The organism is Sphingomonas floccifaciens, from assembly GCF_042681125.1.
GTDB classification, from domain to species: Bacteria; Pseudomonadota; Alphaproteobacteria; order Sphingomonadales; family Sphingomonadaceae; genus Sphingomonas; species Sphingomonas floccifaciens.
This window is the reverse complement of sequence record NZ_JBHUFC010000002.1, coordinates 338,233-361,754: the sequence shown is the minus strand read 5'-3', so window position 1 is coordinate 361,754 and position 23,522 is coordinate 338,233. Positions and strand designations below refer to the sequence as shown.

Sequence of the window (23,522 nt, the reverse complement as noted above, 5' to 3'; positions counted from 1 at the left end):
CGCTTGAAAGCATGGGCGGCCCCGCCCTACCAATGCGTTGCATAATAATAGGGGGCCATCATGAACCGTCGAACCCTGCGCCTGGCGGCGACGCTGCTTGCCGCGTCCGCGCTCGTCGCCTGCGGGCAGAAGGAGGAGGCGAAGACCGCCTCTGCCGCGCCGAAGAAACAGCCCGGCAAGCCATACGACCGCAACCCCTTCCCCTCGACCTACCGCCCCTATCCTGGCGTGCCGACGCTGGTCCGCAACGTCACCGTCTATGACGGCGAAGGCGGGCGTATCGAGAACGGGCAGGTGCTGTTCGCGGACGGCAAGATCGTCGCGGTCGGACAGAGCGTGGACGCGCCGGCGGGTGCGACCGTGATCGATGGCACCGGCAAATGGGTGACCCCCGGCATCATCGATATCCACAGCCATCTGGGCGACTATCCCTCGCCCGGCGTGCAGGCGCATTCGGACGGGAACGAAGCGACCGGCCCAGTCACCGCCGACGTCTGGGCCGAACACAGCGTCTGGCCGCAGGACCCGGGCTTCAGCCGCGCGCTCGCCAACGGCGGGGTGACCACGCTGCAGATCCTGCCCGGCTCGGCGAACCTGATGGGCGGGCGATCGGTGGTGCTGAAGAACGTCTATGCCCGCACGATGCAGGGCATGAAGTTCCCCGGCGCGCCATACGGCCTGAAGATGGCGTGCGGCGAGAACCCCAAGCGCGTCTATGGCAACAAGGGACGTCAGCCCTCGACGCGCATGGGCAATGTCGCGGTCGACCGCGCGACCTGGGCGCAGGCGTCCGACTATAAGCGCCGCTGGGACAAATATGAGAAGGACGGCGGCGAGCCCCCTGCCCGCAACATTGCGATGGACACGCTGCGCGGCGTGCTGTCGGGCGAGATCCTGGTGCAGAACCACTGCTACCGCGCCGACGAAATGGCCATCGTCATGGATATGGCGAAGGAATTCGGCTATAAGGTCAGCGCCTTCCACCACGCGGTCGAGGCGTATAAGATCGGCGATCTGCTGAGGGCGAACGGCACCTGCGCGGCCGTGTGGGCCGACTGGTACGGCTTCAAGATGGAAAGCTACGACGGCATCCACGAGAACCTGCCGCTGCTGCACAAGGCGGGCGCCTGCGTGATGATCCATTCGGACGACGCCAACGGCATCCAGCGACTGAACCAGGAAGTCGCCAAGGCGCTGACCGCCGGCCGCCGCGCCGGAATCGACGTCAGCGACGAATTCGCCTGGACCTGGCTGTCGCTGAACCCGGCCAAGGCGCTCGGCATTGACAAGGTCACGGGCTCCCTGCGGCCCGGAAAGATGGCCGACGTCGTGCTGTGGAACGGCAATCCAATGAGCGTCTACACACGGCCCGAGAAGGTCTGGGTCGACGGCGCGATGCTCTACGACATGAACAACCCCAGATTGCGACCGGTGAGCGATTTCGAGATCGGCCAGCCCGGCATGGGAGACGTCAAGTGAAGGCCCTGCTCCTCGCCGCGGCGGCTCTGGTCGCCCTCCCCGCCTCCGCTCAGACGGGGTCCCCGCAAAGTAATACTTTGCGGGGTGGTCAGACCATCGCGATCACCGGCGGCACGGTCGCGATCGGCGACGGCTCTGCGCCGATCCCGAACGGTACCGTCGTCATCCGCGACGGGCGGGTCGTCGCCGCAGGCTCGGGCGTTGCCGTCCCCGCCGGTGCACAGACGGTCGACGCGAACGGCAAATGGGTGTCGGCCGGCATCGTCACCGGCATCGGCGACCTCGGCCTCGTCGATGCCGGCGGTGTCGACGAAAGCAACGACAGCTCGGCGCGCCAATCGCCCTATTCGGCATCGATCGACGTCTCGACCGCGATCAATCCGGACACGGTGATGATCGCCAACGAGCGGCTGGGCGGCGTGACGCGCGCCTTCATCTCGGGCAGCGGCGGCCAGTCGATCTTCTCAGGGCAAGGCGCGGTGATCGATCTGGGCGCCGATCCCGATCCGGTGACGAAGGCCCGCGCCTTCCAGACCGTCCAGCTGGGCGAGGACGGGGCGCGCTCGGCGGGCGGCAGCCGTCCGGCGGCTTGGGCGGCGCTGGCCGATGCGTTCGCCATGGCGCAGGACTATCGTCGCAACCCGGCGGGCTTCGACGGGCGCAGCAAGGACGCCCTGCTGACCCGTGCGGACGCGCAGGCGCTGCTCAACGTCCTCGACGGCAAGGTGCCGCTGGTCGTTCGTGTCGAACGGGCGAGCGACATCCGACAGGTGCTGACGCTGCCGGCGCGCTATCCGGGGATACGGCTGATCCTGGCCGGTGCGGCAGAGGGCTGGATGGTCGCGCGCGAGATCGCCGCCGCCAAGGTGCCGGTGCTCGCCTATGCGCTCGCCGACCTGCCGTCGTCGTTCGAACAGCTCGCCGCGACCGAAAGCAACGTCGGGCGGATGACCGCGGCGGGCGTGACCGTCGGCATCTATTTCGACGGGTCGGGCGGCGAGCATGTCGTGCGCCAGTTCGCGGGCAATCTGGTCGCGATCACCAAGGTGCCGGGCTCGACCGGGCTCGACTGGGGCAAGGCGTTTGCCGCGATCACGTCGAAGCCGGCCGAAGTGATGGGCCTGGGGAACGAGATCGGCTCGCTGCGCCCCGGCCGCCGCGCTGACGTGGTGCTGTGGGACGGCGACCCGCTGGAGCTGTCGTCGCAACCGCAGGCTGTGTGGATCGACGGCAAGCCGCAGCCGATGACCTCGCGTCAGCGCCAGTTGCGCGACCGCTATCTGAACGTGGTCGAGGGCGTGCTGCCCAAGGCCTATGATCGGTAAACCATAGCTCACTGTCGTCATCCCCGCGAAAGCGGGGATCCAGGGCCAACCAACACAGGTGGTGCGGCGATAACCCTGGATCCACGCCTGCGCGGGGATGACGGAGCGCCGGATATGCACCGCCTCGCCATCTACGACCTCGACCGCACGATCACCGCGGTGCCGACGTGGACGCCGTTCCTGCTCCACGCCGCGTGGACCCGTGCGCCGTGGCGGCTGGCGTTCGCGCCGGTGGTGATCGGGGCGATGCTGACCTATCGCGCCGGCCTCATCGAGCGGCGGACGCTGAAGCAACTGATGCACCGGCTGCTGGTCGGCACGCTCTCGCCGGACGACACCGCCGCCGTCGCACAGTCGTTCGCCGACAGCTTCGCGCGCCACATTCGGCCGGGCGCGCGCGCGCAGATCGCGGCGGACCGGGCGGCGGGGTATCGCATCGTTATCGCCTCCGCCGCGCATCGCTTCTACGCCGGCCGCATCGCCGCGGCGCTCGAGATCGACGACGTCATTGCGACCGAAGCTGAAGTCGATGCGGAGGGTCGCGTCACGTATCGGATCGCCGGTACCAACTGCTACGGGCCTGACAAGCTGGCGATGATCGAGGCGTGGATGGCGCGCGAGGGGTTGGCCCGCGCCGACGCCCATGTCCGCTTCTATTCGGATCACGCGACGGACGAGCCGAGCTTCACCTGGGCGGACGAGGCGATCGCGGTGAACCCGCACGCCCGGTTGCGCGTGCTGGCAGAAGCGCGCGGCTGGCCTATCGTCGACTGGCGATGATGCGGTCGACGTCGACCAGGTCGGAGACCTTGTCGACGTCGACCGCCGCGAGCCCGTCGCGCGCCGCCACCGCCGCTGCGCGCACGCCCGCGGTCTGCCCCAGCCGCGCGATCGCCTCGCCCAGCGTCAATCGCCCGATCAGATAACGCAGCAGCATGCCGACACCGAACCGGCGCACGATCCGCCACGGCCGCTTGCGATCGGCCTCCACCGTCCGCCACAGCGCGATCGCGCGTTCGGCCTGGGGCGTCGCGAGGTGGAACAGGTTGCACCCCGACCACGCGCCATCGGCGAAGCGCAGATAGGTCCGCCGCGAACCCGGCATCGCCGCCTCGATCCGCCGCCGTTCCGCCAGCAGCACTGCAACATCGGCCTCCGCCGGAATGTCGGCGAGGAAGTCGGTCACCCACGCCCCCTCCAGCAGGGCATGATCGGCGGTGGTGACGAGCAGCGGCGCACCGAGTTCGGCGATCGCGATCGCGACGCTGTCGCTCGGCCCCCGCGCGGGCCGCAGGACGCGCAGGTCGAGCGACACCGCAAGCGCGATCACGCTAGGATCGTTGGCCGACACCGCGATCGTCTGCACGCCCGCCTCGCGCAGGGCCGCCGCGACATGGGCCAGCATCGGCGCGCCGTCGATCCGGACGAGCGCCTTGTGCGCGACGCCCTCCGCCGCGGCGACCGGATCGATCGCGCCGGGCCGTGATCCGGCCAGGATGACTGCCGACAGGTTCATGCCCGTGCCCGCCAGACCTGCCACAGCACGCCGGGCGCGGCGAGGACGGGATGACGCTCACGAAACGGAGTGATCGGCACGGCGACGCCGGTATGCCGCTCGATCTTCCACGCCGCATAGCGCGCCGCACCGTCGAAGGTGAAGGCGGCGCGAACCAGCCGGACGATGTTGAGCGGACGCCCCATGCGCTGGCGGCGCTTCCAGCGCGCAAGGATGCGGACGCGGTCTTCGGGGGTTAGCAATATCTCGTATCTCGCCTGCCCGCGCGTCTGACACGGGATACGGCCGGCGTCCCACGCCGCCGGCAGGAGCGCGGTCAGATGGTCGCCGTGGACGCTCAGTATCTGTTCCTCTCGCCCCTTGGCTTCCACACGCAACTCGGCCGCATAGGTCGCGCGGAACAGCGCCCGCCAGTAATCGGCAGCCTCGCCCGCCCCCGGCCCCAGCGCCGCGGCATAGCGCCCCGCGGTCACCGCCGCCGCCGCGATCGCCGTTTCGACCCGCGAGCGCCCCGCCTGCGTCGACCAGGCGAGTGCCGCGGGCTGGACGAAGCGGGTCCAGATCGTCGTGTCGATCGTGCGGTCGGCACAGGCCCGTTCGAACGTCGCCAGCGTCATCGTCGCGATCTTGGCGCGGAGCCCGTTCCACTCCCGGTATCCTACTCTCGGCCACAGCCCCCGCTCGCGCGGACCGTCAGTCAGCACGTAGAAGTCGAGCACCCCGTCGAGCGCGCCGGTTCGCAGGTTCGATCCATAGAACAGGACCGCCACCGCGCCGCTCTCGCGCGCCAGGAGATCGGCGAACGCACGGACAGGTGCCGCCACCGGCCGGTCGAGCGAGGCCGCGACCAGCGCGGCGAGATCATCGTTCACGGGACGACGAAGCGCAGCGGCGCTCCCTGCGACACGCGATAGGTGCCGCCGGGGAAAATCTCGCCATCGAGGATGAAACCGGCGTCCAGGTCCATGTCGAACGCCGACGCGTCGATCCGGTGATAGCCACGCGCCTCAAGCCAAGCGCCTTCATGGCCGGCGAGCAGGAACGGCACGCTGGTCGCCAGTCCGCGCGGCGGGGCATCGACGACCAGCGACTTCAGGCCCGGCCGCGTTCGACCGAACGGCTTCAGCCCGACCGGCAGGCGTTCGAGCGTGCTCGCAAGCATCATGTAGCGTGCGGTGTCACTCTGTGTCGCCGCCCCGTAGAGCGCGCGGGCGTCGTCAGAATAGCGCAACTTCATCCGGCTGCCGCGGCGCCAGCGATTGTCGGCGCGACCGAACAAAGTCGATCCGATCGCCCCCGCCAGCGCCAGCCCAACCGCCAGGCCATTGAAGGCACCGGCACGGTGCGTCGCCTGCGCCAGTTCGGTCGCGTCGACGAAGCCCCCTGCCCCGAGCAGAAAGCCTCTGACTCGTGGAAGCGCTACCGCTCGATCGACGATCTCCACCGGGCTGCGTGCGATCGTCCGGCCGCGGGTCGCCGCCTCCATCGCCTCGTCCAGCGTCCAGTTGGCCGGTACGTCGAGATCGATCGCCAGCGCGTTGGTCTTACCCGTCGGCAGGATAGCGATGTCGGGCCAGCGCGCGCCGAAGCTGTCACCGGCACAGGTCAGCACGTCGCGAATAGTCCCGTCGCCACCGTCGATCGCGAGCAGGTCGATCCCCCGCGCGGCGAACAGTTCGAGCGTATCGCGCAGACTTTCACGGGTGTCAGGGGTCGCGGAGATCACATTATGGCGGTGCACGAACGCACTCGCCGCGCCGATGTTATGGCGGCTGCGCGGATTGCGGATCAGGCCAACGAGGCCAGGGGTGTTCCCTCGGCGGGCCACAGGTTTCCGCATGGCACGCGACGACAGGACGTCCGAAGACGTGAAGGCAAGTCGCGGCAGGGCAAGGCTATCGTAGATGGATTGGGTCACAACGCGCCAGAATCTGGTTAGCCGACTAACGCTCGGCAAGCGGTCCGGACGCATGACATGACAAATTTATTACGGTTGTGTCCCGATCATGGCATTTTCAGGATTTCGGCCGCGGCGCGTTCGGCGGCGGGCCGGTCGGAGCGGTCGAACGTCCGCGCAAAGGCTTCGCGCTGCACCGCATCGAAGCGATGCGGGTCGGCCAGCGCGCGGTCGATCGCCGCGTTGAGCTGCGTGATGTCGTCGACGACTTCGCCCAGATGCCAATGGGCGAAATTCGGATCGTCGACCCAGTCGATGCGGCCGGGATTCAAAAAGATCGCGGGCCGCGGTCGTGCGATCCATTCGTAGATCTGGCTCGACGCATCACCGATGTAGATGTCGGCACCCAGCGTGTAGCTCATGTCGATCGACCGCGGACTGCCGGGATCGACGATCAGGCCCGGCCGGTCGCGCCACCGCTCCGGCACATCGCGACGCCAATGAAGGCGGCGGTGCTCGACGGAGGCATGGATGCGGCGCTGGAACAGCATGACGTGCGGCGCGACCGCCAGATTGACGTCGCCGCGCGCGACGGCCCCGTCAACGATCGCCTCACCCCAGGGATACCAGCTACTTAGCAGCGGATCGAAATGCGGATTGTAAAGCACCACCGGCCGTTCGTCGGCGAACAGGCGCGGGCGGCGCGTCAGGTCGACCGTCTCGAACTTGGGATAGCCGACGATTGCGTGATTGTCGGGCGTGACGAGCCCCAGCGCCAGCATCCGGTCACGCACCTTCGACCCCGAAAGAAGAACGAGATCGAACCCCTTCATCACGCTGCGGAAACCGACCGAGCGATCACCCGCTCCGTGCGGGATCCAGACATATTTGAGGTCGGTCAGCCCGAACCGGTCACGCAGCATCAGGCTGGTCGTCTCCGGCACGACCAACGCATCGAGCCGGGCGAATTCGGCGAGGTTCTCGCGCAATACGGCGATCCGGCGAAAAGGCGCGATCCAGCGAAGACCCGCATCGAGCACACGGGCGATCCTGCCGATGTCGAGCGCGACGAACCTAACCTTCGCTGCCGCTTCCGCGCCGATCAGATCCCGGACGCGCATCGCCTGCGCGTCGCTTGACGTCAGCACCGTCACGTCGGCGCGCGCGTCCCGCGTCAGCGCGGCGATGACGGGCGCGGTGTGGCTTACCTGATGCAAGGCATCGTGATTGTAGAGAAACCCGATCTTCACCGGTGGCGCACCCGCTGGCCGGGCGATAAGGGGCGGATCATGCGCATGGCTCGCGACATCTAAGACCTTGGCGGCGGAAGAAAAGATCGCGAGCCCGTTCGCCCGCGCGCTGCGCAACGTCGGCTGGCTGCTGACCGGCAAGGGCGTGGGCGCGGTGCTGAGCCTCGTCTACCTCGGCCTCGCCACGCGGACGCTGGGGCCGGAGGGCTTCGGCCAGTTCATGCTGATTCTGTCGATCGGCCAGGCGGTGGCGGCGATGATGCTGTTCCAGTCGTGGCAGGTCGTCGTGCGATATGGCGTGCCGTTGCAGGAGGCGGGCGACGACGCGGCGCTCGGCCGGCTGGTGCGGTTCTGCGCGCTGCTCGATGCGGTCGCCGCGGTCGCGGGATGCGTCGTCGTCACGATCGTGCTCTGGGCGCTCGACGCGCGGTTCGGCTGGGACGATGCGATGACGCGCGACGCCGTCATCTTCTGCGCGGTGCTGATGATATCGATCCGCTCCAGTGCCGTCGGCGTTCTGCGCTTGTTCGACCGCTACGGCATCGGTGCGGCGGCCGAATCGACGACCCCGATCATGCGCTTCGTCGGTGCGCTGGCGGTGGTCGCGAGCGGAGCAAGCGTGCGCGGCTTCCTGATCGCATGGGGCGCGGCGGAAATCGTCACCGCCATCGTCCACTGGCGCGCGGTCTGGCGGGTATCGCCGGGACTGATGCGCGGGTGGCGCGGGGTAGCGGGAACGTGGCGCGAGCATCCGGGAATGATGCGGTTCGCCGCACTGACAAATGTGTCGGCGACGTTGAACGCGGTCGGACGGCAGGGCGTGGTCGTCGTCGTCGGGCTGGTCACCGGGCCGGCGGCGGCGGGGGCCTATCGCCTCGCCTTCCAGTTGAGTCAGGCGCTGGCGCAGATCGCCGAGATGTTCTCGCGCGGAATCTTCCCGGAGTTCTCGCGCGCCGACCGGGCGACGTCGCGCGACGACCTGCGCCGGCTGTTCCGCCAGTCGACGCGGCTGACGCTGGCGGTGGGCGCGGTCATCTGCCTGGCCCTACCGATCCTGGGCGAGCCCGCGCTGCATCTGGTCGGCGGCAAGGCCTATACCGCCGCCTGGCCACTGGTGCTGGTGCTGAGCCTGGCAGTAGCGATCGACGTGATGGGGATCGGATTCGAACCGATGCTGATCGGCACCGGTCGCGCGGGGACCGCGTTCCGCATCCGGCTGGCGGCGGTCGGCGTACTGGTGCTGGCGGCGATCCTGCTGGTGCCGCGGTTCGAGGCACTTGGGGCGGCGCTGGCGACCCTGGCGGCGTCGGTCGCGGCGCTGGCGCTGATGTGGCCGGCGGCGATGCGGGCGGTGCGGACCTGACGATTACCGTTCGGGCCGAGCCCGCGCGACGTTTCGGATTTTGCGCAGCCCTTGCAAAGCCGTCATCCTGACGAAAGTCAGGATCCAGGGCCAAGCAGGTCCGAGGTTTGGACATAGAAACCCTGGATTCCGGCTTTCGCCGGAATGAAGGGAGGGAGTTGCACCCCCCTCACGCTCCGCTACCATCCAACGATGACAGGCCAATTCGCCCCGCTCGACTGGATCGTCGTCGCCGCCTACGTCGCCGTGCTGATCGTCGGCGGATATGTGTTCTCGCGGCGGCGGACGGCGGATGCGGAGGAGTATTTTCTTGCCGGTCACACGGTCCCCGCCTGGCTGGCCGCGGTGTCGGTGCTGTCGGCGACGCAGTCCGCCGCGACGTTTCTGGGCGGGCCGGATTACGGATATCGCAGCGATTACACCTATCTCGGCGGCGTGCTCAGTTCCGTCTTCGCCGCGCTGTTCGTGGCGCGCGTGCTGATCCCGCGCTTCTATGCGGCACGGGTGACGACGGTGTACGAATTGCTCGGCCAGCGGTTCGACGGCCGGGCGAAGCGCGCAGCCGGCGGCATGTTCCTGGTCGGGCGGGTGCTGGCCGGCGGGGCGCGCGTATACCTGGCGGCGATCGCGATCGCGATGGTGATGTTCTCCAGCGTGTCGGCACCCAGCATCATGTTCGCCGCCGCCGCGGTCATGGTCGCAGCGTTCCTTTTCACCTTCGTCGGCGGCCTCCGGTCGGTGCTGTGGAACGACCTTATTCAGTTCGTGATCTACGTCGGGTCGGCGGTGGCGGTGTTCGTGTTCCTGTGGACGTCGATCCCTGCGAGCACCGGGCAGGTGGTCGATGCGCTGGCGGCCGAGCACAAGCTGCTCGTCTTCGATCCCTCGCTCGATCTCACCAAGCCGTTCACGATCCTGTCGCTCTGCACGGGGCTGTTCCTGCTGAACGTCGCCAACGCGGGGCTTGACCAGGATACGACGCAGCGCCTGCTCGCCTCCCCCGATGCGAAGACCGGCGCGCGAGGGCTGATCCTGTCGGCGCTGGCGTCGATCCCGATCATCGCGATGTTCATCACGATCGGGCTGCTGCTCCACATCTTCTACAACCGCCCCGACCTTATGGGTTCGGCGAACACCGCGGCGACGCAGTTCTCCGGCGAGAAGGTGACGGTGTTCGTCCATTACATCCTGACCCAAATCCCGCCGGGCTTGCGCGGACTGGTGACGATCGGGGTGACCGCGGCGGCGGTGGCGACGACCAATTCGGCGTTGAATGCGATGTCGTCGGTGCTGATCACCGACTTCTACCGCCCCTGGCGCGAGCGGACGGCGGCGCGGTCGGAGAGGCATTATGTCCAAGCCGGCCGCTGGGGGATGGGGATCGTCGGCCTCGCGATGTTCGGCGCGGCGGTGCTCAGCTTCTACTGGCAGCGCTACACCGACACCCCGCTGCTGGAATTCGCGTTGAGCGTGATGAGCTTCGCCTATGCCGGGTTGCTGGGGGTGTACGGCGTAGCGGTGTTCACGACGCGCGGGACGACGGGATCGGTGATCGCAGCCTTGGCGGGTGGGTTCGTGACGGTGTTGCTGTTGCAGCCGTGGATGGGGCTGGGGCTGACGATGCTAGCATTTCCGTATCAGCTTTGCGTGGGTACGCTGGTGGCGGCGGGGATTGCGGCGGTGCCGGGGGGGCGTTCAAAACCCCGTTCGTGCTGAGCTTGTCGAAGCACCGTACTGCGATACGCCCGCTAACCGCTCGCGGCACGAAGTACGGTGCTTCGACAAGCTCAGCACGAACGGGGAGAGGTTAAGTCGTCTCGCACTCTCAGCGGGCGAACCGCACCGGAACCGATTTCGCCGCCGGCACGTGGCTTTCCTCCGCATGATGCTCGACCGGCATCAGCACGTTGCACTCCGGATAATAGGCCCCCAGGCACCCGCGCGGGATACTGTAGGGTGTCACCACCAGCCCTTCGCGGCGGCGGACGTGGTTGTCCTCCGCATCGCTGACCAGCGTCACCACCTGCCCCTCGTGCAGACCTTCCGCGGCGATGTCCTCGCTGTTCATGAACAGCACGTCGCGGGTGCCGTTCACACCGCGGAAGCGGTCGTAATAGCCGTAGATCGTCGTGTTGAACTGGTCGTTCGACCGCAGTGTCATCAGCCGGTAGCGGCCGGCCTTGTCGAGGAAACCGGTCGCCGACAGTTCGCTGGGCACCAGAAATTCGGCCTTGCCGCTCTCGGTCTCCCATATCCGCTCCGACGCTTTGTTGCCCTTCCAAAAGCCGCCGGGTTCGAACAATCGCTGGTTGAAGTTGGCGAACTTGTCCGGATAGGTCGCCTCGATCGCGTCGCGCACGCGGCCATAGTCAGCGACCCAGGTGTCCCAGTCGACGCGATCGTTCGGGGGGCAGATGCGCTTGGCGATGGCGGCGACGATTGCGGGTTCGGACAACAGGTGCGGACTGGCCGGCTTGGCCTTACCGCGCGATCCGTGGATGCAACTGGTCGAATCTTCGACCGTCACCACCTGCGGGCCGGATGCCTGCACATCCTCCTCGATCCGGCCAAGGCACGGCAGCAGATACGTCACGCGCCCCGCGAACAAATGGTTGCGGTTAAGCTTCGTCGCGATCTGGACCGACACGTCGAGCTTCGGCCAGGCGTCTTCCATCAGTCCCGTCTCCGGCACCGCGCGCAGAAAGTTGCCGCCGAGACCGATGACTGCCTTCACACTGCCGTCGATGACGCCGCGACACGCCTCGACCGTGTCGAGCCCCTTTTCGGTCGGCGGATCGAAGCCGTAGAGCTCCTTCAGCTTGTCGACCGGCGCCAGTTCGGTCTTTTCGGTGATCCCGACCGTCCGCTGGCCCTGCACGTTGCTATGCCCGCGCACCGGCGTCGGCCCGGCACCCGGGCGGCCGATGTTGCCGCGCATCAGCAGCAGGTTCACGACCATACGGACGTTGTCGACGCCCTTCACATGTTGGGTCAGGCCCATGCCATAGATGCCGAGCACCGCCTTCGACCGCGCATAGACGCGCGCGGCCTGTTCCAGCGCCTCGCGGGTCAGGCCGCTTTCGGCCTCGATCGCGGTCCAGTCGGCGGCGCGGACGTGGTCGGCGAAGACGTCGAAGTCGTGGGTGTGCTGCGCGATGAATTCATGGTCGAGGACGGGCGTGTCGCCGACCGCCTTCGCCGCATCGTCCCATTCGACCAGAAACTTCGCGAGGCCGGTCATCGCCGCGATGTCGCCGCCGGCGCGGACCTGATGATATTGGGTGGCGATCCGCGTTTCGGTCAGCGTCGCCATCTCGACCGGGTTCTGCGGATCGGTGAACCGCTCCAGCCCGCGTTCCTTCAGCGGGTTGAAGACGATGATCTCGCAGCCCCGGTGCCGCGCCGAGCGCAGATCGTGCAGCATCCGCGGGGAATTCGACCCGACATTCTGCCCAAAGAAGAAGATCGCATCGCACTGCTCGAAATCTTCCAGCCGTGTCGTGCCGACCGGCACGCCGATCGCCGCCTTCAGACCGACCGAGGTCGATTCGTGGCACATGTTCGAACTGTCGGGCAGGTTCTGGTTGCCGTACATCCGCGCCATCAGCGCCCACATGTACGATGTCTCCAGACTGGCGCGGCCCGACGCATAGAAGACGACCGACTTGGGATCGAGCGCCTTCAGCGACGCGCCGATCGCGTCGAACGCCTCGCCCCAGTCGCAGGCGACATATTTGTCGGTTGCGGCGTCGTAGCGCAGCGGATGAGTCAGCCGCCCCTGCTGCTCCAAGTCATAGTCGCGCCATTCGCGCAGCTGGGTCAGCGTATGCTTCTGGAAGAATTCGGGTGTCGTCCGCAGGCTGGTCAATTCCCACGCCGTCGCCTTCGCGCCCTCTTCGCAGAATTCGGCCGGATGATGGTCGGCGGGCTTGGGCCAGGCGCAGCTGGTGCAGGCAAAGCCCTTGGGCTTGTTCTGGCGGGTCAGCTCCCGGATCGCCTCGGGGCCGACCTTCTCGCGCTTCATGATCTCGGCGACCGATCGCATCGATCCCCAGCCGCCGGCCGGACCCCAGTAGCTGCCCGCCTTTGACGTCGATTTCTTGCCCGCCATCCCGCTTCGTCCCGTTTAGTACCCACGCACGTTAGAACGGAACGGGCCGTATCGGGAATGGTTCAGTTGCGACACTGATGGAGATTGCACGATGGCCGAGCCGGTACGTTACAGCGCGGACGTCGAACGCTTCGAAGACGATGAAGCGAAGACGATCGAAGGCCTGAAGGATCAGTTCAAGACGATCTTGGACACCACGTCGCGGGATTACGGCCACGCCGTCCGCTCGGTCCATGCCAAGGCGCACGGGCTGGTGCCGGGCAAGCTGACCGTCCACGGCGACCTGCCGCCCGAACTGGCGCAGGGGTTGTTCGCGCACGCCGCCGACTATGATGCGATCCTGCGGTTCTCGACGAATGCGGGCGATATCCTGGACGATTCGATCCGCCTGCCGCGCGGCCTGGCGGTCAAGGTGCTGGGCGTCGAGGGCGATCGGTTGCCGGGCAGCGAGGGCGATACCACGCAGGACTTCGTGACGGCCAACGCGCCCGCCTTCGCTGCGCCGACGCCGGACAAATTCCTCGGCAACCTCAAGATGCTCGCCGCCACCACCGACAAGGCGGAAGGTGCCAAAAAGCTTCTGTCGAGCGTGTTGCGCGCGTTCGAGGCAGGGCTAGAGGCGATCGGGCAGAAATCCGTGATGCTCAGCACGCTGGGCGGCGCAAAACCGGTCCATCCGCTCGGCACCACCTATTTCAGCCAGACGCCGTTCCGCTATGGCGATCATATCGCCAAGTTCCAGTTCGTCCCGGTCAGCGGCATCAAGGATTTCGCCGACGAGACGATCGACGCAACCGGCCGCCCCGATGCCAACCGCGAGGCGATGAACGAGCTGCTGGAGGAACAGGGCGGCACCTGGGAACTGCGGGTCCAGCTGAACACCGATCTCGACGCGATGCCGATTGAGGATGCGAGCGCGGTCTGGGACGAGGACGTGAGCCCCTATCGCACCATCGCAACGCTGACGGTCGAGCCGCAGGCGGCGTGGGTCTATGGCACGAGCGAGCGACAGGAGGACAGATTGTCGTTCAGCGTCTGGCATGGCCTCGCGGCGCATCAGCCGCTCGGCGCGGTGAACCGGGCGCGCAAGGATACGTATAAATTCTCGGCGGACTATCGCGGGAAGTTCAACGGCTGCCCGATCCATGAGCCCAAGGCGCTGGCGGATGTGGCGGTTGAGCCGATGGCGACGGCGTAAAATGCCAATGTGTTCCCGCGAAGGCGGGAACCCAGGGTCAAGCAATACCGCGGGCTGTGTTGCTCGCGACACTGGGCTCCCGCCTGCGCGGGAGCACGGTGTGTGGAACACCCGCGTCGCTTCAGCGCTTGGCGCGGGGTGACCGCCACACGCATCCTCGCAGCACTTCGCGCCAACATCGTCCTCTACGGCGCATTGGCCGCCAATGTCGGAATCGCGATCGCGAAGTTCGTCGCCGCCGGGGTCACCGGATCGTCGTCGATGCTGACCGAAGGCGTCCATTCGATGGTCGACAGCGGCAACCAGATCCTGTTGCTCTACGGCCAGAAGCGCGCCGCGCGGCCGGCGGATGCCGCCCACCCTTTCGGCTATGGCCGCGAACTCTATTTCTGGGCGTTCGTCGTCGCGATGCTGATCTTCGCGATCGGCGCGGGCGTGTCGATCTACGAGGGCTACCGCCACGTCCTGGAGCCCGAACCGCTGCGGGATCCGATGGTCAACTACATCGTGCTCGGCATCGCGGTGGCGCTGGAGGGAACGTCCTGGGCCATCGCCCTACGCGAATTCAATGCGCGCCGTGGCGAGCTGGGCTGGTGGCGGGCGATCCGGCGGTCCAAGGACCCGGCGGGGTTCATGGTGCTGTTCGAGGACAGCGCCGCGCTGATCGGTCTCGTCTTCGCCGGCATCGGCATCTGGGCAAGCCACAGCCTCGGCGACCCGCGGATCGACGGCGTGGCTTCGATCGCGATCGGCGCGGTGCTGGCCGCGGTCGCGATCCTGCTGGCGCGCGAAGCCAAGGGGTTGCTGATCGGCGAGGCAGCCGACCCGCGGCTGGTCGCGACGATCCGCGAGCGCGTCGCGCGGCACCCTGCGATCGTGTCGGTCAATCACGTCCGTACGATTCACACGTCGCCGGACGCGATCTTCGTCGCGGTCAGCGCCGATTTCGACGATGCCGTGACGATGGGCGAGGGAGAGACGCTGATCGAGGGCCTCGAAACCGAGCTTAAATCTGCCCTGCCGCAACTCACGTCGATTTATATCAGGCCCGAAAAGCGTGAGGATGCGGTCGTCGGAGAAACATCTTCACCCAGGTAAATCTCGGGGCTTCCAAGGGGAACGCTCACCGGGCGCACCGGTTCTGCCGGCATGGTGGCGCCAGACACGACATCGCAGGAGAGCCGGGGGATCAGCCCCTATCTGATCGCCCTTAAGGCCGCGCTCGAACCCGGCGGCGCGACCGCGGTAACCGACTTCACGCTTGGCTCGCTTGCCGCACAGATCCTCAATGCCACGGATTCGGTATGGCTCGTACTCCGCCGGTCGCGCGGCGGTGGCTTGGCGATGCGCATGGCCTATGTTCCCGTGCCGTTCGATTGCGTGGCAGTCGATTGTCTGGAGGACGAGCAGGTCCGCCTGCGCATCACCAGCGCGATCGGCGAACATGTCGTCACCATCCGCATTCCCAGCGATGCGCTGGAAGCGGTGCGGGTCACGACGACGGTCACGCCCGATGCGCCGCTGTGGCTGCCCTTTCAGCCGCGCGACCTGTATCCGCTCGACGTGCACGACGATCCGCTGCGCACCGAAGGTGTCGTCGAGGCAGGGCAGCGCGGGCTGAATTCGGGAATGGTCTATTTCCGTATCGACAAGCCTGCCTTCGGCGACGTGCTGTACTTCCAGAATCTCACCGCGCTGAACCCCTATTACTTCATCACGGGAACCAAGCCGGACGGCATCGTCGGCGGGGAGTGGCCCGAACTGGGCATGTTGCTGCCGGTCACTCCGCTCGAGCAGCCGCTGCCGGCGGGCGAAGCCACCATATTGTCCGATGCGATCCTGGTGTTCCGCCACGACGCCCCTGCCGACGAGCGCGACAGCGCGCGGCGCTTCCTCCAGATGCTGGGCGTCGCCTACAAGCAGATCGCCCTGCCCCGTACCGACTACCGCGACTGGATCGACCGCGCCGAACGCACGCTGCACGACCTTGATACCGCTCCCGAAGCGACGATCCGTCATTATGGTCATCGCTACGTCCATCCCTATACCGCTGCGGAATATCCTGACATCATGGTCCAGATGTCGCTTGTCGCGGCGATCCACGACTGGAGCCGCTGGACCGGCGAACCACATCCGCTGGAAGCCGAGCTGAAAGCCGGGGTCGAAAAATTCTACGACCCCAAGCTGAAGTCGCTACGCCGCTATCTGCCCAATGTCGGCAAGGACAAGGACGCCGATGCGGTCGACAGCTGGTACCTCTATCATCCGATGCTCAACCTCGGCCGACTCGCCCTCGATGGCGACGATCGGGCGCGCGACCTGTTGCTGCGGTCGGTCGATTTCGGCATTCGGGCCGCGCAGCATTTCGACTATCGCTGGCCGGTCCAGTACAAGATCACCGACTTTTCGGTGATCGTCGACGTCGCAGGCGCCGATGGGCGCGGGCAGACCGATGTCGGCGGCATCTATGCCTGGGTCATGTTGCAGGAATTCCAGCTGACCGACGACAAACGCTATCTCGACGAAGCGCGCGCGGCGATCGATGCGGCGATGGGGCTGCGGTTCAACATCAACTACCAGGCGAATCTCACGGCCTGGGGCGCGGCGGCCTGCATGCGGTTGTGGCGTATCACCGGCCAGGCGATCTATCTGGACCAGAGCTACGTCTACCTCGGCAGCTTCCTGCACAATTGCGAGATCTGGGAGAGCGAGATCGGGCACGCGGTGCATTATCGCAATTTCCTGGGCGCGACGTGCCTTCAGGACGCGCCCTATATGGCGATGTACGAGTGTTTCGACAGCTTCGTCGCGTTCGAGCATTTCCTGAACGACAGCGGCCCCGAGCTGGAGCCCGCAGCACGGATGCTGGTCGCCGAATATTGCAGATACGCACTCGATCGCGCGTGGTTCTATTATCCCGACGCGCTTCCGGCGGAGGTCGTGTCCAATACGCAGCGCGAGAATAACGGGCATGTCGATCGGAAACTGTCCTTCCCCCTGGAGGACCTCTACCCCGATGGCCAGCCGGCCGGTCAGGTCGGTCAGGAAGTCTATGGCGGCGGCGCGGCGATGGTCTTCGCTACTCGCGCCTTCCACCCGGTCGAAGGCGCACCGTTCCGCCTGTTCTGCGATCAGTTCGTCCGCGCCGCCGAGCGCACGGGCGACCGCGCGCTGTCGATCACGCTCGACGGCGGGGAAAATTGTACCGCGGGCCTCAGCCTTGTCCGATTGAAGCGCCGCAAGCTCGGTACCCCGCAGGTCGCGACCATCGGCGGCGAGACGCTGTCGGCGAACTGTGTCACCGACGACCGCATCGATTTCCGCGTTCCGGCGAACGGTCGCCTGGTCCTGACCTGGGATTGAAGCCCCCAGCAAGCAGGACGGACGCGCTGACGTGGACCGCACCCGCATCGCCGCCGCCCAGTCCCCGCGTCCCGCGGGGTTCAGGGAGCTATCGCCGCAGCGCCCAAGGAACATCTGCAGGACTAACACGCTATAACAACATGGCTTTCCAACAACTCGACCCGCCGCTGCCCGTCCATGTGCTCGACAAGGGGCCGGGCTATGCCTTTGCCGTGATCGACTATGGGCAGGAGCATAATCTGATCTGGGTCACCGCGATCAACGAGACGGGCGAAATTTGGTGTGCGCCCAACCCGCGGGTCCGCATGCAGGCGAACTGGACGATGGGCCGCAAGAAGCCGCCTGCGGTGGTCGCGGCCGTGGCCGGCGATTGCTCGGATATGGAAAGCAAGGCGGCGGCGTAATCGCTGCCCCTACTAACACCTGCTCTCAGAAGAAAATGGTCGGGGCGACAGGATTCGAACCTGCGACCCCCACACCCCCAGTGTGATGCGCTACCAGGCTGCGCTACGCCCCGACCGGGGACATGGGGCGGTTTAGGACCCCACGTCCGAAGGCGCGGCATCTAGGCCGGGCCGCGCGGGGATGCAAGCGCGGCGTGGCATCGCTCCCGAAAAGTTGCGCGCACCGCTTCACTTTGTTAGCGGAGCCACCCATGTGCCGGCCCGGGGGCGCCGGTTGGCGACGCTTCCCAAAGATAATCGAGACCCATGTTCATTCCCGCAGCCCATGCTCAAGCCGCCGGTGGCGCCGCCGCCGATGGCGGACTCGCCTCGATCGTGTCGATCGCACCGCTCGTCCTCATCTTCGTCGTCTTCTATTTCCTGATGATTCGCCCGCAGCAAAAGCGGATGAAGACGCTGCAGGCGTCGATCGAAGCGGTGAAGAAGGGCGATACCGTCGTCACCGCCGGCGGCATGGTCGGCAAGGTGACCAAGGTCGAGGACCGGCTGGTCGAGGTCGAGATCGCGCCGAACGTGCGCGTGAAGATCGTCAAGGCGACGATTTCCGAGGTAACGCCGCTCGGCGGCGGCAAGCCGGCGAACGACTGATGCTGGACTTTCCGAAGTGGAAGGTCTGGCTCGTTTGGGCCACGATCATCTTCTGCTCGCTGCTCGCGGTGCCGAGCCTGGTACCCGAAAGCGCCCGCGCCAAATGGCCAGGCTGGGTACCGCAGCCGGTCATCAACCTGGGGCTGGACCTCGCCGGCGGCAGCTACATCCTGCTTGAGGCGGACACCAAGGACGTCGCCAACGCCCGCGTCGAGGCGATGCGCGAGCAGATCCAGACCGAAATGCGTCGCGCCAACCCGCGGATCAACATCGGCGACATCTCGACGCGCGACGGCCAGCTGTCGTTCGTGGTGCGCGACAGCTCGCAGGTCGACGCGGCACGCGAACGCCTGCTGCCGATGACCAGCGGCGCCGGAATGACCGGGCAGCGCGACTGGGACATCAGCGTCGTCGACACCAACCGCTTCGTGATGAAGCCGACCGCGGCCGGCATCAACCAGGCGATCGACACCGCGATGAACGATGCGCGTGAGATCGTCGGCAAGCGCATCAACGCGCTCGGCACGCGTGAGCCGAACATCGTCCGCGAAGGCAACAACCGCATCGTCGTCGAAGTGCCGGGTCTGAAGGACCCCGAGGCGCTGAAGGCGCTGATCGGCAAGACCGCGAAGCTCGAATTCAAGCTGGTGGATCAGATCGGTAGCTCGGACGCCGAAGCGCTCGCACGTGGCCAGGCGCCGATCGGCAGCCAGGTCCTGCCCTATGCCAACGGCGGCGGGCAGATCGCGGTCAAGCGCACCGCGGTCATCTCCGGCGACCAGATCGCAGATGCCAAGCAGAGCTACGACCAGAACGGTCAGCCCGATGTGACCCTGACGTTCAACGGCGAAGGCGGTCGTCGTTTCGCCCGCGTGACGCAGGAGAACACCGGCAAGCCCTTCGCCATCGTCGTCGACAACCAGGTGATCTCCGCGCCGAACATCAACGAACCGATTCTGGGCGGGACTGCGACCATTTCCGGCGGCGGCTTCACCGTCCAGACCGCGAACGAACTCGCCATCGCGCTGCGCTCGGGCAAGCTGCCGGTCGACCTGAAGGTCGTGCAGGAAAGCTCGATCTCGGCCGAACTGGGGCAGGATTCGATTGACAAGGGCATCCTGGCCGGTGTCGTCGGCTCGCTCGCCCTGATCGCCTTCATGGTTGCGACCTATCTGCGCTTCGGCGTCTACACGACCGCGGCGCTGCTGGTGAACGCGGTGATGATCCTCGGCCTGATGGCGTTGTTCAACGCGACGCTGACGCTGCCGGGCATCGCCGGTTTCGTTCTGACGATCGGTGCGGCGGTCGACGCCAACGTGCTGATCAACGAGCGCATCCGTGAGGAACAGCGCATCCGCGGCCGCGCCGCCCTTCCGGCGGTCGAGGTCGGATATAAGGAAGCGAGCCGCGCGATCTTCGACGCGAACCTGACCAACGTCATCTCGGCGGTCATCATGTTCGTGTTCGGCTCCGGCCCGGTCCGCGGTTTCGCGGTCGTGCTCGCGATCGGCATCGTCACCTCGGTTTTCACCGGCGTAACCTTCACTCGCCTGCTCGTCGCGGGCTGGCTGAAGCGCAACCGGCCGAAGTCGATCAACATCTGATGCTCCGTATCACCCCCTCCCCCGTTCGCCCTGAGCTTGTCGAAGGGCCGCACTTCTTTGCGAAGAAGGACAGGGCTTCGACAAGCTCAGCCCGAACGGTGACTGTGGAAGTTCGCTCATGCGCCCGCTGAAACTTGTCCCCGACAACACCAACATCGCGTTCCTGAAATATCGGACGGTCGCGATGGCATTGTCGATCGGCCTGATCGTCGGTTCGATCGCGCTGTGCTTCATCAACGGCTTCAACCTGGGCGTCGACTTCGCCGGAGGCCAGTCGGTACGCGTGAGCTTCCAGCAGCCGGTCGATGCGGTGAAATTGCGCGAGCAGATCGAGGCGCTGGGCGTCGGTGAGACGACGATCCAGCGCTTCGGCAACGACCGCGACGTCGCCATCCGCACCCCGGTCCCGGAAAGCAGCGATCCCGCCGCGGCCGACCGCGCGGCGACCGCGATCAAGACGACGATCGAGAAGAACTATCCTGGTGCGAACGTCGGATCGGTGCAGAGCGTGTCGCCGAAGGTCAGCCAGGAATTGTTCCGCACCGGGGGTACCAGTCTGGCGCTCGCGATGCTGGCGATCGCGCTGTACATCTGGTTCCGCTTCGAATGGCAGTTCGGCGTCGGCGCGCTGTTCGCGCTGTTCCACGACGTCGCGCTGACGCTCGGCTTTTTCGCGCTGACCCAGCTCGAATTCGACCTGAACGTCGTCGCCGCGATCCTGACCATCATCGGCTATTCGCTGAACGATACGATCGTCGTGTACGACCGCATCCGCGAGAACATGCGCAAGTATCGCAAGATGAGCATGGAGGAGCTGCTCAACCTGTCGATCAACGAGACGCTCAGCCGGACGGTCGCGACGTCGCTGTCGATTGGGCTGGTGCTGACCGTGCTGCTGGTACTGGGTCCGGACGTGATGTTCGGCTTCGTTGCTGCGATGCTGCTCGGCATCGTCATCGGCACCTTCTCGTCGGTCTATGTGTCTGCCGCGATCCTGCTGTGGCTGCGGCTGAAGCCCGACAGCTTCCTGCCCGACGATGTGCGCTCCGGCGGCAAGGCGAAGCCGGCGACCGAACTGCCGTGAAGATGGATCGCAACGCCGCCGTTCCGGGACCGGTCATCGCCGGCTTCTCGGGCGGCGGCTTTCGCGTGGACGACAACGTCTATCACGCGCTGCTGATCTCCCCTGAGCGCGCCGATGGCTGGCGCCCCCCTGCCCTGAACGCGCTGACCGATGCCGATGTGGCGCCGATCCTGCCGCTCCAGCCGCCGCCTGAGTTCTTGCTGCTGGGAACCGGCTCGACGCTTCAGCACCCGCCCCGCGCCTTCGTCGCTGCGCTGGAAGCCCGCGGAATGGGGGTCGAGGTCATGGACAGCCGCGCCGCCGCACGCGCTTGGGGCGTGCTACGCGGTGAGGGACGGCAGATCGTCGGGGCGCTTTACCCGCTCGATTGATCGGGCACTTGCGCTAGCCGGAGTACATGGCAGCTATAGTCGGTCAGATTATTCCCTGACCCAACGCAGCCCGCTTACACCGTAGAAGAAAAAGGCCGCCCTCCGATGGAGAGCGGCCCAATTCTTACGCAGCGTCTGCCGCGTGTCGCTTAGCGGCAGCTACGACGGCTGCCGCTGCGCTCGATCTCGCGACCGGCGACGGCACCGGCGGCGGCGCCGAGCAGCGTACCGACCGTGCGGTCACCGCGGGTGTCGATCGTGCGACCGACCAGTGCACCGGCGACGCCGCCGACGACCAGACCGGTCGTGCCGTTCGGCTTGCGGCAGTAGTAACGGCCGTCACGGCCACGCCATTCGCGATAGCGATAGTTGCGCTGGGCTTCGGCCTTCGAATAGCCGGTCTCCACGGCGACCGGGACGGTCAGCGAGGCGGGGACGAGCAACGCGGCAGCGCCAGCGGCGAGAATAAGGTTACGCATGATACAGGCTCCTTTCGATCCCTGAAAAACGATCTGGATGTGTAACGGTGTGACTCTAGCTCCGGTTGCATGAACCTAAAACAACATCGCGTTCATGATTGCGGTTGGATGATTCCGGGACAGATCGGGCGCGAAAGCACCGGGTTCGACGGCAATTGCTCAGAGCGGCACAGCCTGCCGGAAAGTCGACGAATGGTGCGCTGCTGGCCTCGCGAACGTCTGGCGCGCGACCGGCCGTTCGTGGTACTGACATGCGTGTGAGCAACGTGTCGCCCCACCTCTATCCCATCGACGTGTCGCCCGACGACATCGACTTCATGGGCCATGTCAACAACGCCAGCTATCTGAAGTGGGTGCAGGACGCGGTGATCGACCATTGGCGGTCGCTCGCGCCGGCCGACGCGATCGCGCAACACCTGTGGGTAGCGCTGAAGCACGAGATTACCTACCGCCGCCCGACCTTCCTGGGCGACGATGTGATCGCGACGGTGTTGCTGGAAAAGGTGCAGGGCGCGCGGGCGATGTACGAGACCGTCATCCGCCGGGGTGAGGACGTATTGGCGGAGGTGCGGTCGAGTTGGTGCTGCGTGGATGCGAAGACGCTGCGACCGGCGCGACTGGCGCGCGAGACGATCGAGCGCTTCTTTCCTAAGGCGGCGACAGAGTAGGCTCGCTACGGGTCGGAATTGCAGTCCCCCATAGGCGAAAGACGCAAAAGGCCGCGCGGTCCTAAACCGGGCGGCCAATCACAATCGCGGGGAGCAAAGGCCAAGCGTTAGCCGGCGCCCTGCGACAGATAGGCGGTCAACTCTGCCTGCGACACCGACTTCGACTTGTCCTTGTCCGCCGTGGCGAACGCACCGTCGATCCATGTCTTCGTGGTCGAATCGGTGGGCTTGGTCGAAGGGTCGCTCGCAGTCTTCAGTGCGACCATCCATTTGCCGAATTCTGCCTTGTCGAGGCTCTTGTCCGCATTCTTGTCATAGGTCGGAAACTCGGTGCTCACGACCTGCGCGATCTGCGTCGCCCCTGTCGCACCGGCACTAGCCTCCGGGGTGGCGGTTGCGGTCTGCGCCGGTGCCGTCACCTCTGCCGGAGCAGCCGGCGTTGCCGCCGGGTCATCGGCCGGCGCCGTCGCCTGCTGTGTGGCAGCGGGGTCGGTCGTCGGGGCACCCGGAATGGTCGCCGCCTGCGTTGTCGGCGCCGACTGCGGGGTGACTGAGCCCGGCTGCACCGTGGTGGGGGCAGTTGTCGTAGCCGGCGGCGTCTGCTGCGGCATGTCCTGCGCCATTGCCGGCACTGCGATTGTCATGACACTCGCAAGAAGAACAGTCTTGAGCATCGGAATATCTCCTGTTTTGTTCGGACCTGGACCGATCGTTTCTCGACCAGCCGGTCACTGAAGCTTTTCAGAATTACCACGCTTCAAC

21 protein-coding genes and 1 tRNA gene are annotated in these 23,522 nt (G+C 66.4%); 14 read left to right on the top strand and 8 right to left on the bottom strand.

Annotation, left to right across the window (positions count from 1 at the left end):
• The first annotated feature begins 60 nt into the window (after positions 1-60).
• The 3 genes from ACFSC3_RS04560 to ACFSC3_RS04550 all read left to right on the top strand — a co-directional run bounded on the left by ACFSC3_RS04560 (position 61) and on the right by ACFSC3_RS04550 (position 3,584).
• On the top strand, positions 61-1,479 hold the full coding sequence (locus ACFSC3_RS04560; protein ID WP_380939182.1) for an amidohydrolase: 1,419 nt from the start codon (positions 61-63) through the stop codon (positions 1,477-1,479).
• On the top strand, positions 1,476-2,804 hold the full coding sequence (locus ACFSC3_RS04555) for an amidohydrolase family protein (protein WP_380939180.1): 1,329 nt from the start codon (positions 1,476-1,478) through the stop codon (positions 2,802-2,804). Before ACFSC3_RS04560 ends, ACFSC3_RS04555 begins: the two co-directional genes overlap by 4 nt.
• Before the next feature lie 114 nt (positions 2,805-2,918).
• Positions 2,919-3,584 (top strand): HAD family hydrolase, encoded by a 666-nt coding sequence (locus ACFSC3_RS04550; protein WP_380939179.1) that lies wholly within the window; start codon positions 2,919-2,921, stop codon positions 3,582-3,584.
• Here ACFSC3_RS04550 and ACFSC3_RS04545 read toward each other — a convergent pair.
• The 4 genes from ACFSC3_RS04545 to ACFSC3_RS04530 form a co-directional block, all read right to left on the bottom strand.
• Positions 3,565-4,320, bottom strand: coding sequence for a nucleotidyltransferase family protein (locus ACFSC3_RS04545; RefSeq protein ID WP_380939178.1), 756 nt, complete (start codon positions 4,318-4,320; stop codon positions 3,565-3,567). The two genes, ACFSC3_RS04550 and ACFSC3_RS04545, sit on opposite strands and share 20 nt — an antisense overlap.
• Positions 4,317-5,192: a hypothetical protein gene (locus tag ACFSC3_RS04540; RefSeq protein ID WP_380939177.1), complete on the bottom strand. Its 876-nt coding sequence runs from the start codon at positions 5,190-5,192 to the stop codon at positions 4,317-4,319. The genes ACFSC3_RS04545 and ACFSC3_RS04540 overlap by 4 nt, the downstream gene beginning before the upstream one ends.
• Positions 5,189-6,160 carry a diacylglycerol/lipid kinase family protein gene (locus ACFSC3_RS04535; protein WP_380939176.1) on the bottom strand — a complete coding sequence of 324 codons (972 nt, stop codon included), beginning with the start codon at positions 6,158-6,160 and terminating at the stop codon, positions 5,189-5,191. The genes ACFSC3_RS04540 and ACFSC3_RS04535 overlap by 4 nt, the downstream gene beginning before the upstream one ends.
• A 164-nt stretch (positions 6,161-6,324) precedes the next feature.
• Positions 6,325-7,467: a hypothetical protein gene (locus ACFSC3_RS04530; protein WP_380939174.1), complete on the bottom strand. Its 1,143-nt coding sequence runs from the start codon at positions 7,465-7,467 to the stop codon at positions 6,325-6,327.
• 67 nt (positions 7,468-7,534) lie between these two features.
• Here ACFSC3_RS04530 and ACFSC3_RS04525 point away from each other — a divergent pair, with 67 nt between their 5' ends.
• Positions 7,535-8,830, top strand: a complete 1,296-nt coding sequence (locus ACFSC3_RS04525) for a lipopolysaccharide biosynthesis protein (RefSeq protein WP_380939172.1) — start codon at positions 7,535-7,537, stop codon at positions 8,828-8,830.
• 192 nt (positions 8,831-9,022) lie between these two features.
• Positions 9,023-10,546 carry a sodium:solute symporter gene (locus ACFSC3_RS04520; RefSeq protein ID WP_380939170.1) on the top strand — a complete coding sequence of 508 codons (1,524 nt, stop codon included), beginning with the start codon at positions 9,023-9,025 and terminating at the stop codon, positions 10,544-10,546.
• A 109-nt stretch (positions 10,547-10,655) separates the two neighbouring features.
• On the opposite strand, the gene ACFSC3_RS04515 is transcribed toward ACFSC3_RS04520, so the two are convergent.
• A complete protein-coding gene (locus ACFSC3_RS04515; RefSeq protein ID WP_380939168.1) occupies positions 10,656-12,941 on the bottom strand; it encodes an FdhF/YdeP family oxidoreductase in 2,286 nt (761 codons plus the stop codon).
• A 91-nt stretch (positions 12,942-13,032) separates the two neighbouring features.
• Here ACFSC3_RS04515 and ACFSC3_RS04510 point away from each other — a divergent pair, with 91 nt between their 5' ends.
• From ACFSC3_RS04510 to ACFSC3_RS04495, 4 genes are all read left to right on the top strand, one after another.
• Complete coding sequence (locus ACFSC3_RS04510) at positions 13,033-14,139, top strand: catalase family protein (protein WP_380939166.1); 1,107 nt, start codon at positions 13,033-13,035, stop codon at positions 14,137-14,139.
• 138 nt (positions 14,140-14,277) lie between these two features.
• Positions 14,278-15,237 carry a cation diffusion facilitator family transporter gene (locus tag ACFSC3_RS04505; RefSeq protein WP_380939164.1) on the top strand — a complete coding sequence of 320 codons (960 nt, stop codon included), beginning with the start codon at positions 14,278-14,280 and terminating at the stop codon, positions 15,235-15,237.
• A 51-nt stretch (positions 15,238-15,288) separates the two neighbouring features.
• Complete coding sequence (locus ACFSC3_RS04500) at positions 15,289-17,502, top strand: hypothetical protein (protein ID WP_380939162.1); 2,214 nt, start codon at positions 15,289-15,291, stop codon at positions 17,500-17,502.
• 140 nt (positions 17,503-17,642) lie between these two features.
• Positions 17,643-17,906, top strand: a complete 264-nt coding sequence (locus tag ACFSC3_RS04495; RefSeq protein WP_380939160.1) for a hypothetical protein — start codon at positions 17,643-17,645, stop codon at positions 17,904-17,906.
• A 36-nt stretch (positions 17,907-17,942) separates the two neighbouring features.
• Here the strand turns inward: ACFSC3_RS04495 and ACFSC3_RS04490 are convergent.
• Positions 17,943-18,019, bottom strand: a tRNA-Pro gene (locus ACFSC3_RS04490).
• A 193-nt stretch (positions 18,020-18,212) separates the two neighbouring features.
• On the opposite strand from ACFSC3_RS04490, the gene yajC reads away from it, so the two are divergent.
• The 4 genes from yajC to ACFSC3_RS04470 all read left to right on the top strand — a co-directional run bounded on the left by yajC (position 18,213) and on the right by ACFSC3_RS04470 (position 21,613).
• A complete protein-coding gene (yajC, locus tag ACFSC3_RS04485; RefSeq protein WP_380939158.1) occupies positions 18,213-18,554 on the top strand; it encodes a preprotein translocase subunit YajC in 342 nt (113 codons plus the stop codon).
• Complete coding sequence (secD, locus tag ACFSC3_RS04480; protein ID WP_380939156.1) at positions 18,554-20,158, top strand: protein translocase subunit SecD; 1,605 nt, start codon at positions 18,554-18,556, stop codon at positions 20,156-20,158. The genes yajC and secD overlap by 1 nt, the downstream gene beginning before the upstream one ends.
• A gap of 118 nt (positions 20,159-20,276) precedes the next feature.
• Complete coding sequence (gene secF, locus ACFSC3_RS04475) at positions 20,277-21,242, top strand: protein translocase subunit SecF (RefSeq protein ID WP_380939154.1); 966 nt, start codon at positions 20,277-20,279, stop codon at positions 21,240-21,242.
• Positions 21,243-21,244: 2 nt separating this feature from the next.
• Entirely contained in the window at positions 21,245-21,613 is a 369-nt protein-coding gene (locus ACFSC3_RS04470; RefSeq protein WP_380939665.1) for an Mth938-like domain-containing protein, read from the top strand.
• Positions 21,614-21,762: 149 nt separating this feature from the next.
• On the opposite strand, the gene ACFSC3_RS04465 is transcribed toward ACFSC3_RS04470, so the two are convergent.
• On the bottom strand, positions 21,763-22,092 hold the full coding sequence (locus ACFSC3_RS04465; protein WP_380939152.1) for a glycine zipper 2TM domain-containing protein: 330 nt from the start codon (positions 22,090-22,092) through the stop codon (positions 21,763-21,765).
• Between the two features lie 251 nt (positions 22,093-22,343).
• Between ACFSC3_RS04465 and ACFSC3_RS04460 the strand changes: the two genes are divergently transcribed.
• Positions 22,344-22,760: an acyl-CoA thioesterase gene (locus tag ACFSC3_RS04460; protein ID WP_380939150.1), complete on the top strand. Its 417-nt coding sequence runs from the start codon at positions 22,344-22,346 to the stop codon at positions 22,758-22,760.
• Between the two features lie 107 nt (positions 22,761-22,867).
• Here the strand turns inward: ACFSC3_RS04460 and ACFSC3_RS04455 are convergent, their stop codons facing one another.
• On the bottom strand, positions 22,868-23,434 hold the full coding sequence (locus tag ACFSC3_RS04455; RefSeq protein WP_380939148.1) for an EF-hand domain-containing protein: 567 nt from the start codon (positions 23,432-23,434) through the stop codon (positions 22,868-22,870).
• Between the last annotated feature and the right edge of the window lie 88 nt (positions 23,435-23,522).

Excerpts from the sequence above, each read along its gene's own strand:
- ACFSC3_RS04560 (WP_380939182.1), top strand. The coding sequence starts at position 61 with ATGAACCGTCGAACCCTGCGCCTGGCGGCGACGCTGCTTGCCGCGTCC.
- ACFSC3_RS04550 (WP_380939179.1), top strand. The coding sequence starts at position 2,919 with ATGCACCGCCTCGCCATCTACGACCTCGACCGCACGATCACCGCGGTG.
- ACFSC3_RS04545 (WP_380939178.1), bottom strand. The coding sequence starts at position 4,320 with ATGAACCTGTCGGCAGTCATCCTGGCCGGATCACGGCCCGGCGCGATC.
- ACFSC3_RS04535 (WP_380939176.1), bottom strand. The coding sequence starts at position 6,160 with ATGCGGAAACCTGTGGCCCGCCGAGGGAACACCCCTGGCCTCGTTGGC.
- ACFSC3_RS04520 (WP_380939170.1), top strand. The coding sequence starts at position 9,023 with ATGACAGGCCAATTCGCCCCGCTCGACTGGATCGTCGTCGCCGCCTAC.
- ACFSC3_RS04515 (WP_380939168.1), bottom strand. The coding sequence starts at position 12,941 with ATGGCGGGCAAGAAATCGACGTCAAAGGCGGGCAGCTACTGGGGTCCG.
- ACFSC3_RS04510 (WP_380939166.1), top strand. The coding sequence starts at position 13,033 with ATGGCCGAGCCGGTACGTTACAGCGCGGACGTCGAACGCTTCGAAGAC.
- ACFSC3_RS04500 (WP_380939162.1), top strand. The coding sequence starts at position 15,289 with ATGGTGGCGCCAGACACGACATCGCAGGAGAGCCGGGGGATCAGCCCC.
- ACFSC3_RS04495 (WP_380939160.1), top strand. The coding sequence starts at position 17,643 with ATGGCTTTCCAACAACTCGACCCGCCGCTGCCCGTCCATGTGCTCGAC.
- yajC (WP_380939158.1), top strand. The coding sequence starts at position 18,213 with ATGTTCATTCCCGCAGCCCATGCTCAAGCCGCCGGTGGCGCCGCCGCC.
- secD (WP_380939156.1), top strand. The coding sequence starts at position 18,554 with ATGCTGGACTTTCCGAAGTGGAAGGTCTGGCTCGTTTGGGCCACGATC.
- secF (WP_380939154.1), top strand. The coding sequence starts at position 20,277 with ATGCGCCCGCTGAAACTTGTCCCCGACAACACCAACATCGCGTTCCTG.
- ACFSC3_RS04470 (WP_380939665.1), top strand. The coding sequence starts at position 21,245 with ATGGATCGCAACGCCGCCGTTCCGGGACCGGTCATCGCCGGCTTCTCG.
- ACFSC3_RS04465 (WP_380939152.1), bottom strand. The coding sequence starts at position 22,092 with ATGCGTAACCTTATTCTCGCCGCTGGCGCTGCCGCGTTGCTCGTCCCC.
- ACFSC3_RS04460 (WP_380939150.1), top strand. The coding sequence starts at position 22,344 with ATGCGTGTGAGCAACGTGTCGCCCCACCTCTATCCCATCGACGTGTCG.
- ACFSC3_RS04455 (WP_380939148.1), bottom strand. The coding sequence starts at position 23,434 with ATGCTCAAGACTGTTCTTCTTGCGAGTGTCATGACAATCGCAGTGCCG.